The 15,692-nt window shown below is 40.2% G+C and carries 18 protein-coding genes; all 18 read left to right on the top strand.

Going from position 1 to position 15,692, the window contains the following annotated elements; translation table 11 throughout:
* Positions 1-124 precede the first annotated feature (124 nt).
* The 18 genes from QF049_RS11565 (at position 125) to QF049_RS11480 (ending at position 15,516) form a co-directional block, all read left to right on the top strand.
* The gene (locus QF049_RS11565; RefSeq protein ID WP_017689054.1) at positions 125-502 is read left to right on the top strand and encodes a DivIVA domain-containing protein; all 378 of its coding nucleotides are present in this window, start codon (positions 125-127) and stop codon (positions 500-502) included.
* Between the two features lie 42 nt (positions 503-544).
* Positions 545-979 carry an Rrf2 family transcriptional regulator gene (locus tag QF049_RS11560; RefSeq protein ID WP_150367632.1) on the top strand — a complete coding sequence of 145 codons (435 nt, stop codon included), beginning with the start codon at positions 545-547 and terminating at the stop codon, positions 977-979.
* 36 nt (positions 980-1,015) lie between these two features.
* On the top strand, positions 1,016-1,516 hold the full coding sequence (locus QF049_RS11555) for a metallophosphoesterase family protein (RefSeq protein ID WP_307537554.1): 501 nt from the start codon (positions 1,016-1,018) through the stop codon (positions 1,514-1,516).
* Between the two features lie 350 nt (positions 1,517-1,866).
* Positions 1,867-2,781: a sugar phosphate isomerase/epimerase family protein gene (locus QF049_RS11550; protein ID WP_307543212.1), complete on the top strand. Its 915-nt coding sequence runs from the start codon at positions 1,867-1,869 to the stop codon at positions 2,779-2,781.
* Positions 2,778-3,950: a Gfo/Idh/MocA family protein gene (locus QF049_RS11545; protein WP_307537552.1), complete on the top strand. Its 1,173-nt coding sequence runs from the start codon at positions 2,778-2,780 to the stop codon at positions 3,948-3,950. The genes QF049_RS11550 and QF049_RS11545 overlap by 4 nt, the downstream gene beginning before the upstream one ends.
* Positions 3,951-4,197: 247 nt before the next feature.
* On the top strand, positions 4,198-5,295 hold the full coding sequence (locus tag QF049_RS11540; RefSeq protein WP_150367623.1) for a Gfo/Idh/MocA family protein: 1,098 nt from the start codon (positions 4,198-4,200) through the stop codon (positions 5,293-5,295).
* A 295-nt stretch (positions 5,296-5,590) separates the two neighbouring features.
* Positions 5,591-6,310, top strand: a complete 720-nt coding sequence (locus QF049_RS11535; RefSeq protein ID WP_307537549.1) for a ferritin-like domain-containing protein — start codon at positions 5,591-5,593, stop codon at positions 6,308-6,310.
* 237 nt (positions 6,311-6,547) lie between these two features.
* On the top strand, positions 6,548-7,192 hold the full coding sequence (locus QF049_RS11530; protein WP_307537547.1) for an HAD hydrolase-like protein: 645 nt from the start codon (positions 6,548-6,550) through the stop codon (positions 7,190-7,192).
* 203 nt (positions 7,193-7,395) lie between these two features.
* Positions 7,396-7,800, top strand: coding sequence for a DUF4259 domain-containing protein (locus QF049_RS11525; protein WP_307537545.1), 405 nt, complete (start codon positions 7,396-7,398; stop codon positions 7,798-7,800).
* A 219-nt stretch (positions 7,801-8,019) separates the two neighbouring features.
* Positions 8,020-8,646 carry a Type 1 glutamine amidotransferase-like domain-containing protein gene (locus QF049_RS11520; protein WP_307537542.1) on the top strand — a complete coding sequence of 209 codons (627 nt, stop codon included), beginning with the start codon at positions 8,020-8,022 and terminating at the stop codon, positions 8,644-8,646.
* 169 nt (positions 8,647-8,815) lie between these two features.
* Positions 8,816-9,652, top strand: a complete 837-nt coding sequence (locus QF049_RS11515) for a Cof-type HAD-IIB family hydrolase (protein WP_307537540.1) — start codon at positions 8,816-8,818, stop codon at positions 9,650-9,652.
* A gap of 199 nt (positions 9,653-9,851) precedes the next feature.
* Entirely contained in the window at positions 9,852-10,619 is a 768-nt protein-coding gene (locus tag QF049_RS11510) for a nucleotidyltransferase domain-containing protein (protein ID WP_307537538.1), read from the top strand.
* Between the two features lie 196 nt (positions 10,620-10,815).
* Positions 10,816-11,304: a hypothetical protein gene (locus QF049_RS11505; protein ID WP_307537536.1), complete on the top strand. Its 489-nt coding sequence runs from the start codon at positions 10,816-10,818 to the stop codon at positions 11,302-11,304.
* A gap of 318 nt (positions 11,305-11,622) precedes the next feature.
* Positions 11,623-12,423, top strand: a complete 801-nt coding sequence (locus QF049_RS11500; protein WP_307537533.1) for an inositol monophosphatase family protein — start codon at positions 11,623-11,625, stop codon at positions 12,421-12,423.
* 245 nt (positions 12,424-12,668) lie between these two features.
* Positions 12,669-13,130, top strand: coding sequence for an NUDIX hydrolase (locus QF049_RS11495; protein ID WP_307537531.1), 462 nt, complete (start codon positions 12,669-12,671; stop codon positions 13,128-13,130).
* Between the two features lie 246 nt (positions 13,131-13,376).
* Positions 13,377-13,919 carry a GrpB family protein gene (locus tag QF049_RS11490; RefSeq protein ID WP_307537529.1) on the top strand — a complete coding sequence of 181 codons (543 nt, stop codon included), beginning with the start codon at positions 13,377-13,379 and terminating at the stop codon, positions 13,917-13,919.
* A 214-nt stretch (positions 13,920-14,133) separates the two neighbouring features.
* Positions 14,134-14,316, top strand: coding sequence for a DUF4304 domain-containing protein (locus QF049_RS11485; protein WP_307537527.1), 183 nt, complete (start codon positions 14,134-14,136; stop codon positions 14,314-14,316).
* Between the two features lie 540 nt (positions 14,317-14,856).
* Positions 14,857-15,516, top strand: a complete 660-nt coding sequence (locus tag QF049_RS11480; protein ID WP_307537525.1) for a lysozyme inhibitor LprI family protein — start codon at positions 14,857-14,859, stop codon at positions 15,514-15,516.
* Positions 15,517-15,692 lie beyond the last annotated feature (176 nt).

Below are 15,692 nucleotides of genomic sequence, written 5' to 3'. Positions count from 1 at the left end.
AGGAATAGGGCTGTATCGTTTTATATCTGACGGATTATGTGTTATAAAAAATAGAGAGAGAAAATGCCGTATGTTCTTCACAGGAAATAGAACCACGGCTTGGCCTATAATGGAGGTTGTCAATATGGATGAACATATGAAACGAAGATTGGATAAACAGAGACAATTGTTCAAACAATTGGGAGTGCAGCTAGATGCGTTATCGATTCATGAAAAACAATTTAATTATAAACTTCGTGGTTATGATCCGGATGAGGTAGATGCTTATCTTGACCTGGTCATCAAAGATTACGAACGTTTCTATGCCAATATTGCAGATCTGATGGACAAATGGCAAGAGCAGCAGTTAACGATCCGAGATCTCAAGTCGTCCGCGAAACCGGTGGAAGATCCAACCAAGATTGATCGCAAACAGCTGGATGATATTGTGAAACAACTGGAATATAGTGTGCGACAGCTCAAGATCAGAGCACGTCCCGAGAAGGATCTGTTCTCTGAATAAAATCAGCATGACTAGGATTATATTAAATAAAGGTGGTTAATCATGAGTACTCATTTTTCGGTCAGTGTGCATTGTTTGTTGTTATTGTCACTCAGCGCGCCTGAACGAATCACGTCTGCACATATTGCAGGTAGCGTGAATACCAACCCTGTCGTCGTCAGACGTATACTGGGCGGGCTGAAAAAGGCAGGATTAGTGAACTCTTCTCCTGGAACAAGAGGTTTCTACCTGGCGAAGCCATCAAGTGAAATCACATTAGACATGATCTATCAGGCTGCGAAGGACGAAGGTCCATTGTTCCCGATTCACGGCAACTGTAACCCGGATTGTGAAGTGGGCTTGCATATAGACAGCTTGCTGACCAATCTGTATCAGGTTGCCGAGGCGAAGGTGGAGCAGTTCTTCGCATCCATTACCCTTGAAGATATGGAACGTTCCAGTTCCCAGATGTTAGCTGTCCCATCGCAGTCAGAGTAGATTGTAATCAGAGGTAACGGAAAGGTGGGTTGTGATATGAAAAAAATTGTAGTCATTTCCGATACGCATTGTTCACGTAAATCACAGAAGTTACCTGCCAGGCTCGTTGATGTACTTGCGAGTGCCGATCTCATTCTTCACGCTGGTGACTGGTCGGATTGGAGTGTATACCCATTGCTTAGTGAGTATGCACCAGTTGAAGGGGTAGCTGGTAATACGGACCCGTCCGAAATCGCTGAAAAACTAGGATATTCCCGTATTGTTGAAGTGGAAGGACTTCGTCTGGGTCTTGTACACGGTCATCTGGGATCAAAGGGTACGGAGCAGAATGCAATTCATACCTTTGCAGGCCAGCATGTGGATGCTGTGATTTACGGACACTCACACATCCCGGTGATGCATACTGTTGACAACACGCTGGTATTTAATCCGGGGTCGCCTACGGATAAACGTTTTCAGAAGCAATACTCATTTGGTATCATGACAATAGAGCAAGGTAAGATACAGGCTGAACACGTGTTCTTTGATCGGTATTAGTCAAATTTGTTCGGATTGTAAATTGGACGAGTACGAAAGTCAGAACCAGAACCGGAATCTGCTACTGAAGTTGCGATTGGATAATGGATAGGAACCTTTTCCTCAAATTTCACCTTATATATAGTTATTGTACAAGGCATCTTTGAACAGAATTGAACTCTGTTCCAAGGATGTCTTTTTGATTTGAGATCATAAGATGATCTTGAGAAGTTATCTCTGAATGGGGAATGTGCTCTGTTCGTTATCTGTCATTCATCTGTTGGCGTTTGCCCCTATGGTGACGTTCGCCGGAGTGATACAATGCCTTTACGACATGAAATGAATACGTTTACATAAGGAGATGGATCATGATGAAACTGTCTGTATTCACCGTGGCTACCCCTGATCTGAATGCAGAGGAATTGGCATCGGCTGCGGCAGCAGCGGGGATTGATGGAATAGAGTGGCGTTTCCGCGGAATTCCTGAAGATGCGATATCTGAGAAGCCTTCTTACTGGAGAAATAATCGATGCTCGGTAGATCCAAGCCGCTGGCAGGAACAGGTTCCTGTTTTTCGTGAAGCAGCGTCAGGGCAAGGTCGGAAATCCATTGCACTTGTACCGTATCTGAACTGCGGAGATATTTCTGCCACCGAGCAGGCGTTTCAGGCTGCGGCTGGTTTAGGAGCTTCAATGATGCGTGTGGGTGTTCCTGGATATGATCGCAAGACCAGTTATCCTGAGTTGTATCGTAAAGCCGTTAATTACCTGAGCCAAGTACAGGATTTGGCCAAACAGTACAACATCATGGCAATTGTAGAGACACATCATCAGACGATTGCACCGACCGCATCGCTGGCCTATCGGCTTGTGCAATCGCTCGACCCGCAGCATGTTGGTGTATTGTACGATCCAGGCAATATGGTACATGAAGGATATGAGAATCATCGGATGGGACTTGAGTTGTTAGGCCCTTACCTGGCTCATGTACATGTAAAAAATGCCGGGTGGTTTGAACCAGAAGGGAAAGATTCGCAAAAGGCTAATGTGACTGAGAAGAGCAGCGGAGTGGCTCTGAATACAGCCTGGAAATGTCACTGGACACCGCTGACTGAAGGCATGGTGGATTGGGTACAGATGGTGCGGGATCTTCGTGCCGTCGGGTATGACGGATATTACGGGATTGAGGACTTTAGCGGTGCTTTGGAATCCAAGGCGATGTTACAGCATTTTGCAGACGTTTTTGCCGAAATTGAGCGTCGTGTGGACGAGGAGGAGCAGTCATGAGTATCGTACGAGTAGCGGTGATTGGTATTGGAAACATGGGAGCAGCTCATGCCAGAACATTGGTTGCCGGAGAAGTACCGGGTGCAGAATTGGTCGCCGTATGTGATGTAAGAAGAGAAATGGAGAGCTGGGTATCCAGTCATCTTCCGGCTACGGTCACCTATTGGCAGGATGCAGAGCAGATGATGGCTTCGGGTACGATTGATGCGGTCATTATTGCAACGCCGCACTATGACCACCCGGAACAGGCGATTCAGGCTTTCCAGCATGGCTTGCATGTCATGATCGAGAAGCCAGCAGGCGTGTATACGAAACAGGTACGCAAGATGAATGAAGCGGCCGCAGCCAGCGGTAAAGTCTTTTCCATGATGTACAACCAGCGTACCAACCCACTCTACATTAAACTGAGAGACTTGATTGCTTCGGGAGAGCTAGGAGAGGTACGGCGCACCAACTGGATTATTACGAACTGGTATCGGTCCCAAAGTTACTATGATTCCGGCGGCTGGCGGGCAACCTGGGCAGGTGAAGGCGGCGGTGTGCTGATTAATCAGGACCCGCATCAACTGGATCTGTGGCAGTGGACGATCGGCATGATGCCGGTGCGAATGCGTGCTTTCTGTTCGTTTGGCAAGTATCGGAACATTGAAGTGGAAGATGATGTAACCGCTTATGTGGAGTATGAAAATGGAGCAACAGGTGTTTTTGTAACGACTACTGGTGAAGCACCAGGTACGAACCGATTTGAGGTCAACGGAGACCGGGGTAAAATTGTCATCGAAGATGGAAAGCTTACGTTCTGGAGACTTCGGGAATCTGAGCCGGAATTCAATCAGCGGTTTACCGGAGGTTTTGGACAGCCAGAATGCTGGAAATGTGAGGTTCCAATTACAGGTGTGGAAACGGGGCACCCGGGTCTGATTCGTAACTGGGTGGATGCGATTCGTACAGGCGCCCCACTTATAGCTCCCGGTGAGGATGGTATTCACGGATTAACATTATCGAATGCGATGCTGCTGTCCACTTGGACGGATAATTGGGTGGATCTGCCGATCAATGAGGATCTGTTCTACGAACATCTGCAGGAACGCATTGCTAGTTCAACGACGAAGAAAGACAAGGCATTCAGTGGCAGTCAACCTGCTGATCTGAGTCAGACGTTTAAATGAAGACGATTTGTTATATAAGTTAAACTAATCATTTACACGTAACGGAGAGGACAGAAAATACCTGAAAAAGCGAAGCGTTCGCCTTTATCTCCGGATTTTCCCCTCTGGAAAAGGGAATCGAAAAATCTGGGGATAACAGCGATTGGAAGGTAATTCTGTCATCGTAGTATCAGTGTAGATAATCTTTAGTTCAGCTTATATAGGCGAGTTCATTGTAATCAAAATTTTATAATAAGGATGGGATGACATGGCTAAAGACGGGATGTTCTATGCACCGAAAAGTGTCACAAAAGAGGTCGTATGTGGTCCGGGTGAGTTCACGATTGCTGCAGTTGCGCTGGATCATGGGCACATCTACGGCATGGTTGGGGGATTGTTGGAGGCAGGGGCTACCCTCAAGTGGGTATATGATCCGGACCCGGCGAAGGTAGAGGCATTTCAGAAGCACTTCCCACAGGCTCAAGTCGCTGGATCTGAAGCAGAGGTGCTTGCAGATGATGAGGTGTTATTGGTGGCAAGTGCAGCAATCACTTCAGATCGCGCGCCGCTTGGCATGAGAGTTCTGGCCGCAGGCAAAGATTATTTTACAGACAAAGCCCCATTTACGACGCTGGAGCAATTAAAGCTTGCACGAGAAGAAGTGAAGCGAACAGGCAAAAAGTACATGGTGTATTACAGTGAACGACTGCATGTAGAAAGTGCGATCTACGCAGGACAGCTCATTGAACAAGGGGCAATCGGCAAGGTAGTGCAAGTTATGGGTACTGGTCCGCATCGCTTAAATGCCGGAGGAAGACCCGACTGGTTCTTCAATCATGAGCAGTATGGCGGCATTCTCTGCGATATCGGAAGTCACCAGATCGAACAATTTCTGACGTTTGCATCATGTACAGACGCTGAGGTAGGGTTCAGCCGGGTGCATAACTTCAATCACCCACAGTTCCCGGAATTGGAAGACTTCGGCGAAGCTTCGCTGATTGGTGATAACGGTGCTTCCGGTTACTTCCGAGTGGACTGGTTCACACCGGATGGTCTGGGCACATGGGGGGATGGGCGTACAGTTATTCTGGGAACAGACGGTTATATCGAGCTGCGGAAGTATATCGACATCGCAAGGGAGCCAGAAGGTGATCAGGTGTACCTGGTCAATCATGAAGGGGAATACCGCTACAATGTAAAAGGCAAGGTCGGTTACCCGTTCTTCGGCCAACTCATTCGTGATTGTCTGGACCGGACCGAGACAGCCATGACACAAGAACATGCCTTCAAAGCGGCAGAACTCTGCCTGATTGCACAACATAAAGCGATGAGCGAGCGCGTGGTGTGGAGTAGCGGAGCGAAGTAAATGTTTTAGGTGAAAGGAAGCAAAGGTTGATCACTAAAGGTTAACCGTAATTTTTCTTTTATTGAGTGAGGAAAGAGCAGCCTAAATGTTAAACTGCATCCTACATGTTAGTCTTTTCTAACGAATGGAGCAGTTCACACTGGGGCTGCTTTTTTAAGTATGTTCGTGACTTCGCAGATGGATTAATATGGGTTATATTATATTTAGTTAGGGTGTGGATTGAAAAGAGAGGTATTTACGAATTAGTAGATATGATGTTAGCTGAAATAGACCTATTACATTTTAGGAGCAAATAATGAATATCACTTTCTCGAAATGGGTGCAATATTATCGAAGAAATAATCAAAACCTCAAATATATTCATTGGGATGACAACTATAAATTAACAACTAATGAAAGAGAAATAATCATTAAGTCAATTCAACAGTTTCAATTAGGAGAAAACTCTGAAGGTAAACATCTAATTAAACGTGCGCAAGAATATGTACATCAGACACAAGATCAGGATTACTATGAAGCGCTTATAGAATTCATTAAAGAAGAACAGAGGCACGCTAGAGATCTAGGCAGATTTATGAAGGTACAGGGAATCCCACTCCTTCGTAGACATTGGGTGGACAATGTATTTAGAAGATTACGTCGATATGCGAGTCTAGAACAATCAGTCATTGTTCTATTAACTGCTGAGATCATTGCTAAGTTGTACTATAAAGCCTTGCAAAAATCTACAAAGTCAGAAGTATTAATCGATTTATGTAATCAGATTTTAAGTGATGAGGAGAAACATGTTCAGTTTCAATCCGAAACACTTCATAAATTTGCTCAAAATAGAAACGTTCTCTTTAACAGAATAGTTTATATCCTTCGTAGAATTCTTTTTGAAGGAACGCTAATTATAGTGTGGTATCAACATAAGTCTGTATTTAAAGCTGGGGGATATAAACTCAAAAGTTATTACTATGAATGCCGTCATGAGTTTAACTTAACAAAGAAGATTATAACTAATTCACAGTAGAGGTTTACGTCAGTTAACATTATATCCAAGCTTTGGGTCCTGACGCTCCCTCGGTTAGCCCGAAGGGAATTGGCAGGGAAGTGGAATCAGGCGGACACATCCGCACGGACTAACTGCATCGCGGCCGCCCCTAACGTGGTTTAAGTCGGTGGGCGTCGTGGATACAGTAACGTTATAGGAAATTAGCGTATAAAAATACAAAATAAAATTATTCAAACTCTGAATAGGAGTGAAATCATGCTGGAAGCGGTTATTTTCGATATGGATGGTACACTATTTCAAACAAACAAAATCTTAGAGTTATCGTTAGAAGAAACGTTTTCTATCTTGAGGTCTCGTAATGAATGGTCGAGTGAAACTCCAATTCAAAAATATCGTGAAATTATGGGAGTTCCTCTACCAGTAGTTTGGGAAACGTTATTACCGAACCATTCAAACGAAATCAGACGAGTTGTAGACGAAATCTTCTTGGAGAAGTTAATTGCAAATATTAATTATGGCAACGGTGCGCTTTATCCGCATGTCAAAGAAATTTTTGATTTTTTAAAACAGGAAGGCTACTTAATTTTTATTGCAAGTAATGGACTAATCGAATACCTCAATGCTATCGTTAACTGTTACAAGTTAAATAATTGGGTGACAGAAACCTTTAGCATCCAGCAAATAGAGACTCAGAATAAGGATGACTTAGTTAGATACATCCTTATGAAATATCACATCAGCAACGCTGCTGTAGTTGGCGACAGGATCTCTGATATCAAAGCAGCAAAAAACAATGGATTGAAGGCTTTCGGTTGTCGATTTGACTTTGCCCAAGAATGGGAGCTTAAACAAGCGGATTATATTATTGATGATTTACTTGAATTGAAAAAATATATTTAACATCATGGGAAGTGGAATATTTGTGTAAGTATTTTCGAATAAGCCGCTGACATCATATTCAAGCAGCGGCTCCTCACGGAGCCTTGGTCTGCAAGGATTTCGGAGAGGAATTTCGACAGACAACCCCTTGGGGGTTCATGAATACGGGAACGTTATGTCCATAAGAGCTTTAAAACATAATGACACTTTTTGGAGGTTAATTGATGGGAGCATGGGGAACTGGAATTTTCGAGAACGATGATGTATTAGATTGGAAGGCAGATTTACTTGATTCTGATGACATCGAATTAATTGAAGAGACGATTGAAGGAGTACTAGAAGAAGATTATATTGAGTCAGATTTAGCTTCCAATGCTCTAGGCGCAATTGAGATCCTTGTAGCATTACAAGGTAATCCTGGGAAAGAAATTTTGAATAATCAAAGTAATACAGAGGATCTATATGACTGGATCGATAAACATAAAGGTAAAGGAAAAAAACTCATTTCAAAAGCTAAACGAGCAGTTAAGAAAATTAAGAAAGATTCAGAACTAAAAGAGCTATGGGAAGAATCAGAAGAATACCCAATCTGGTTAAATACAATAAATGACTTAGAAAATCGATTGTAAAGAAATGGATAGCTTTTCGAGAAGAGGGAACTTCACATAACAAAATATTCAAGCTGGGGCTCCGTTGGAGCCTTGGTCTGCTAGAAGGATTCCGATGAGGCAATTTCGGCAGACAACCCCTTTGGGGTTCATGAATAAAGGAACGTTAGCAGAAATCAGGGGAATGCTTAATTAAATTATAAAGATTAGATAAACTATTAGTTAAGGACGGTGATTTCAATGAGTAGCTTGTTACTAACCTCTTGTGGTTTTTATACTGAAGATATTAAAAATCAATTTCTGGATTTTATTGATGGAGATATTTCTCAATTAAAAGTCTCAATTATTACAACAGCATCCCCTAGAAAAGAAACTAATAGATATGCACAAAGAGCAATGCAAGAGTTTAAGGACATGGGATTTCAACATATCAATTTTGTAGATATTGAATTTGATGACCCGCAAATTCTCTTACATAGAGATGTTATATATATCAATGGTGGAAATCCATTTACATTATTGTATTACGCGAAGAAAAGTGGTGCTGATGAAGTTATTAAAACACTGGCTGCACAGAATGTAATTATAGTTGGTGTAAGTGCAGGAACGTTATTACTGGGCCCGAATATTAACATTGTCGATTTCTTTACTCCACAGATGAACATAATGGATTTGACGGATTTTAAGGCATTAGGTGTAACTGACAAGCTTATTTTTCCTCACTATGATCGAGAGGACATATTTAAAGATAGCACTAATAAAACAATTGAAGAGAGAATACTAGAATTTGAACGCAATGAGAACTGTAAGGTGACAAGGCTTAAAGATGAAGAATATATCTCAATCTTAATGAACCAAACACATTGAAAGTCGTAAATTCATTGAAAGTAGCTCGAAGAAGCCCCTGAAATCTTGCCAACACCGTATTCACGCTGCTGTGCTACGCCCCATGGGCTCCCAGTGGGATTTCGAGAAAGTAGCGTCCAGCAGACACAACTCCTGAGAGGCTAAGTCTTCGACCCAGTCTCTCGGGTTCGTGAATACAACAACGGTAGATAAAATAACGAAGAAGTCTATATTGGGAGTTGATTCATTGAAGTATTCAACTGTAGTTCTTGACTTGGACGGAACATTATTAAATTCAAAAAAAGAAGTATCTAAGAGAAACGTAGATGCGGTCTTATCTTGTTATCAGAAAGGAATGAGAATAATATTTGCAACAGCTCGACCGCCCAGGGCGGTAAAATGGTTGCTTCCACAAGGATTAGTAGATATCGGGGCTTTTGTATATTACAACGGAGCTCAAGTGATATGTAAGGAAACCAAGATAGAAATTAATGAATCAATCCCTGCTAATGTAACTACAGAAATTCTTGATTACTGTTTGAAGTGTGACCCTCAAATTGAGCTGACTATGGAAGTGAAGGATGAGTGGTTTAGTTTAAGAGAGCTTGATTATATTAGCTCAATGGACACACAATCAAACCCCATAGTAAAACCCTTAAAAGAATTAAAGCAATATGATGCTACGAAGATACTTCTGAATGGCAATAATCACAATTCTGGATTGTTTGAAAAATTCGAGGGTAGAGTGAATATACTAATTACGGATAATAATAAATTAGTACAAATCATGCCTCTTCTGGCATCTAAGGAAATGGCAATTACTAAACTCTGTGAATTATATAATGTAAAATTGGATTCCGTTATTGTATTTGGTGATGATCATAATGATGTAGGCCTCTTTAAGATGGCGGGATATTCTATTGCTATGGGAAATGCGATTAGGGAATTGAAGGAAATCGCTGATGAAATAACCGTTAATAATGATGAAAACGGTGTTGCTGTAAGTCTAGAAAGATTTTGTGGGTAACTTAAGATTACTTTATCTCACAGTACATTCATACACCGTCGCACTTGCTCCTCGGTCGCCAAGAAGGATATCGGAGAAGTTGATTAAGGCGACACATTCAATCAGCTAAGTCTATTGCCCGTTCCCTACGGTAAGCTGCTTGAACGTCAGGAATACAAAAAGGTTAGCCGAAAGAAGTTCTTTTTTAGGAGGAGTCTATATGATATTAGAAAAAGTTATAAATAGAATTGCAATACAAAGTGAATATAAGGATTTGGTTAATAAGTATATAGATCATATACTTAACGAATTTAAAGGTAAGATTCATAGCATTTATATGTGTGGCTCGATTCCAAAAGGAACAGCTCAACCTTTTAAGTCAGATGCAGACTTTACTATTGTATGTGCAAATCCCGAAGATATTGATTACGAAAGATTGTCAATGATTAAAGACAGGCTTTTGGAAGAATATCCATTCGTCACTAAGATGGATACGATCATTTGCTCGATTGATGATGTATTAAGTAGACCGAATGAGTGGGGTTTTTGGGTTAAGATCATTTGTGTTTGCATACACGGGGAGGACATTGGTGAAAAAGTACCCCCGATCATAATTTCTCCAGAATTCATTGTAGACTTAAATACAGATACCAAGGAGGAAGTAGATCGTGTACATCGTTCACTTTCTAATGTTAGTGATCACTCATTGAAAACTAGATATATTAAAGGTTACTCTAAGAGATTAATTCGTGCATTATACTCTTTGGTTTTGGAAGATACAGGGGTATGGGAAGATGAAATCATTAAGATGAAGGATGCCATAATAATCTATTGCTCGATTGACGGTGCTTTAGTTGAGTATCTGTATGCTTGTTACTTGGATAGCGATGTATCTGTTGAAGAGTTTCTGGAAATTGCAGATGAAGTATATCACTATTTTGAGAATGCCTTAAAAATAATGGCTGCTTCAAGAACTTCCTCTGGCTAACAACATTTTGATGATATTGGTCACTCTGAGAGGCGATTTCGTCGTATAACATAATATTCAAGCAGCGGCTCCTCACGGAGCCATGGTCTGCTAGACGTATTTTGTGGAAACGCTTCATCGAACCCATTCAACTAATGTTGAACGTTATGATTACAGGAACGTTAGGCGAAATAATTGCTAGTGGAAGGAGATTTAAATGCATATTAGAGGAATAATTCTTGAAGGATACTCAAATGCCGGGAAGACTTCAGTATTAAAAGCAATTAAACGTTATCAATCACAAGAAGAATCCTCAGAACGGAGCGTAGTTATTCTTGGAGAACATTATTCTCAAATTTTGAATAATAAACATGGAGAATATGTAAGTCTAACCCGAGAAGGACACATTGAGTTACTTAAAGAGCGGGTTGAAATGCTAAAGAAACTTAACGGATGGGCAATTCAACTTGGTCCTGCATCTAGAGGATCTAGGGGACTATTTTATGTTCTGGAAAGGTTTCACTTAAATCATAGAGCTGCATTTGTAGATTCGGATTTGGATGAGATAAATAAAATAGAAGAACAGCTTGAGTCTTTAGGTGCCAAGTGTATTCTGCTTACAATCTCGCCCGAAGTCGTAGAAGAAAGAATTAAAAGTAGACAACCAGAAGAATGGATCTATAAAACAGAAGAAGAAGTAAGATAGTCGGTAAGTGAATTATTAAGAATCCAAAATGTATTAAGACATCAAGCTCAAATCTCAAGAGTGCCAACAATAGAAATCAATACAGATGATAAGAATTGGGATGAGTATGTGAGGGTAATCATGGAGGGCAACGACATTGCCTAACCAGATGTTCAAGCATCGTCGCTAGTGCTACTTGGTCGGGTAGAAACTATAAGCAGAAGAATGTATCCAGCCAGTCGTATCAGGCATTCGCCAGTCGTCGTGAACACAAAATGTTAGATGAAATCAGTTAAAATCAAAATCAAAATCAAAATCAAAATCAATATGAGGTGCGTAATGGATCGTAAGTTTATTCAAACCGCAAAAGAGATTGCAATAAGAATTATTCGCGAAGCAGGTCTAATCTCTAAAGAAAAGTTTGATAACTTTGTTGAACTGAGATCTAAAGATGAATTTGGGGATGTGGTTACTGAAGTAGATCATATCTGTGAAGAAATCATCATCAAACAAATACAAGACGCATTTCCAAATCATCAGATACACAGTGAAGAGGCAGGGCTTATCGGAACTAAGCACGATTGGTTATGGTTAATTGATCCTTTAGATGGAACTAATAATTTTGCAATTGGTTTACCTGTTTTTTCGATATCAATTACCTTAATGTACAAAAGAGAGCCTGTGCTTGGAGTGGTCTATGAACCTCTAACAGAACGTTTATTTGTATCTGTTATTGGTGAAGGGACAAGCTGTAATAATCGACAAATACAAATTAAGAGTAACCCGAATATTTTCAAAGGAAATATAGGTTGGATTCAAGGTCACAGAGTACAAAACGATCCACAAGCAGTAAAACTAAGACAATACATTGATATTAGATTTAAACGAATGTTAAGATTATGGGCTCCAACGCTTCAATGGTGTATGTTGGCCAAAGGAGATATTGATGGAATTGTTCTGTACAATTCTGAAGGTGATGACTTGTATTCAGGTATCTTAATGGTCAAGGAAGCGGGGGGACTTGTTATAGATTTTGAAGGAAATAAGTTTAGTGGAATGAAAGAAGAACCTTATTTAATTGCATGTCACGCAGACCACAAAGAAGAATTATTGCAAATTGTAAGAGAAGGATTGAGTTAACGCTAGAAGCAGCTGACTTCATCTAACATTATATCCACCCTTCGGAGCCTGACAGGCCCTCAGTCTGCGAGAAGCAATCGGCAGGGAAGAGAATTCAGCGGACACATCCGCCCTGACTAACCGCATCGCAGCCGGACTCTTAAGGGTCCTTAAGTCGGTGGGAGGTTGTTGATACAGGAACGTTATAGACAATCTCTAATTATATTTATGTGGGCTAATTACATAGAAGCAGGGAGGACATATTAATGATTAGAACAGTTTCACTTTGTGTTATCCGAAGAGGGGAAGAACTACTGTTAGAAGAGTTTTTTGATGAGGCTGTAGGCATAACTTATTATCGACCTATTGGGGGAACAGTTGAATATGGAGAAAGTAGCAAAATTACTGTAATTCGTGAAGTCAAAGAAGAAATTGATGCAGATATTTCAGAACCAATCTTGATTGGTGTAATTGAGAATATATTCAACTACCAGGATCAAATTGGACACGAAATTGATTTTATTTATGAGGCTGAACTTATGAATAGATCACTTTACGATTTGAAAGAAATAGATGGAATAGAAGGAAGAAAACCCTATAAAGCAGTGTGGAAACCACTTAATTATTTTAAGGGGAATTTGACAGTAAAACTGGTACCAGATGGGTTATTAGAGGTGCTTCAAGACGGGACAGATGGAAGATATATTAAACACTTAAGTAAACGATAGCTTGGGGGGAATTAAAGAAGCGGGAGGTTATAAAGACGCAAAAAGTTTATTCGAAAGATGGTGAAGTGATGAGTATTATACATATTGGATCCGTACAAAACGAAATTATGAAAGATATCGAAACAAAATATTCGAGGTGAAATCCGTAGAACCGGGCGCATGCACCTTAAGCCCCTCTGTTTCGTTGATACAGGATTGTTATCGGAAATATTAGTAAATACTTTATTTTTTGGGGGCATCTCAAGGATGAGTGAAAAAAAAATAATTATTGAAGATTACAACAATGAATGGTCTGAAATGTTTTCTGATCTCAAATCTATTATAGAACATAGACTCGGGGATCTAGTACTTAGAATTGAGCACGTTGGCAGTACCGCAGTACCTGGACTAGCGGCAAAACCTATTTTAGATATTGATGTAGTAATTGATTCTATGGACTTGCTTCCAGATGTAATTCAAGAATTAGAAAGTTTAGGTTACGATCATGAAGGGAATTTGGGTGTTGAGAACAGAGAAGCTTTTGCAATGAAAGATGCAAACGTTCCCTATAGTATAGTGAATATACAGAAACCTAAACATCATCTATATGTTTGTAATAAAGAGAGCAAAGAGTTATTAAGACATATTTCCTTCAGAGATGCATTACTTAGCAATCCCGAATTTGTAGTCGAATATGCCAATCTAAAGAAAGAACTTGCTATTAAATATGGAGAAAATCGTCAGTCTTATACGGATGGAAAGACCGAATTTGTAAATAAAGTACTTAATAAATGTGGAAAGAATTTGTAGGTATTTCAATGTACTAAGACATCAGATAACAAATTATTCACGCTGCGGGGGCTAACGCACCTTAGTCTGCTGCCAGAGATATTTCGAGGAAGTCATATCAGGCAGACAACTCTTACAAGGCTAAGTCTTCGACCCAGTCGCTGGTGCTCTTTTAAGCCTCTCGGGTTTTTGAATGCCACAACGTTATCGGAAATCTCACAAAGGATATGAAAACGTGAATACTAAAGATTTTAGAAAACTAATCAGGGTGTATTTTGCTCCAAAACTACATGAGCTTGGGTTTATGGGAACCGATCATCATTTTGTTAAGACAACTGATAATCACTTTATTTATACTCTGGTGATTCAGGCAGATAAATCCGGTGGATCTTGTGTTATGGAGATGGGGGGCATCTAGATTTCCTCCCTAATTCTTGTGAAAGATGGTTTCAATACGGAGAAATAGAGGAGGATACAATAGTTACTATAAATGAGATGAGACAATTATTTTTGGATCAAGGAATAAGTTACTTTTTCAATTCAATGATTTTCCTAGGATGATTACATCAATTTCATTAGCTGAGATAATAGCTGGATCTAAGAAAATTGAAGATTTTGGAGCTCCACTTGATTTAAGATTGGCTTTGTTAATTGCACGAACGTAAAAATTTTTAGGTAATGATAGGGACGCGAAAGAATATACTCAATGGGGATTAAATAATATTGGGAAAGCAACAGGACTCATTAAGGACTTTGTGGGCATAGACCGAGGGAGTTTATGAGACATCATATGCGTGCTTCGGCGCCTAAAGGCTCCTCGGTTCACTGAAAGGGAATGGCAGGGAAGTGTATTCAGCGGACATATCCGTACCGACTAATCGCAATCGCGGCCGGTCGTTTAAGTCGGTGGGACGTTGTTGATACAGTAACGTTAAGCGCCATTAAAGGAGATTAATTTATGAAAGGTAAGATACTCTTATTATTTTTTATTACTGTAGTGTTTTCAGCTTGCCAAAATAGTAGTAGTCAATCGATTACCTTGAACAGCGAAACTAATTCAACAATGAATTCTGAACTGCCTCCTGATGTTGTGAGTACAGGTGATGGAACAGAGTTAAAAGAAATAACGGAAGGTCTATCAGATACTGCTAACAATAAAAAAATATTACCCATAAGCATTGGGAACCTTGATTTAAAAGGAGAATTTTATGATGAAATGCTTCGAAATCTTATAGATCATGATTATGAAGTGGAATTTAATGAATTTCAAAATTCCAAAGAGATTATTACAACATTGGAATGGGGGGCATTTGAAAGCAAATATACAGAGATTTGGGATAAAGAGTTGAATCAAATATATAAAACGCTTCTTTCTAAGTTGAATGAAGAACCAAGAGAAGCACTAATTGAATCGCAGAAAGAATGGTTACAGTATCACTTAAAGGAAACAAAATTTGTAGAGAAGACATTTATTAATAATGGTTACCTAGGATCACAAGGATCGGTAAGCCTAGGCACGGTTATACGGGAGAGAATTAGGGAAAGAACAATGCAATTATTTGAATATCGATATTTGTTAGATGGTGAAGTTGAGTTTTTATACCAAAGTAAAAAATAGAGTTGGAATATGGATTAAAGGTTTTAGGTGATACTTCGAAGTCAGTAACGGCACATAACAATATATTGAAGCTGCGGGGATACCACCCTTTGGTTGTAAGATGTATAATCATGGAAGAACACTCAGAAAACACGACTCAGCCTAAGATAAGAGCTATCTAAGGCTGGGGATTTTCG

Origin of the sequence: Paenibacillus sp. W4I10, from assembly GCF_030816325.1 — a bacterium.
GTDB lineage: Bacteria > Bacillota > Bacilli > Paenibacillales > Paenibacillaceae > Paenibacillus > Paenibacillus amylolyticus_B.
This window is presented reverse-complemented; position numbering and strand designations above follow the sequence as displayed.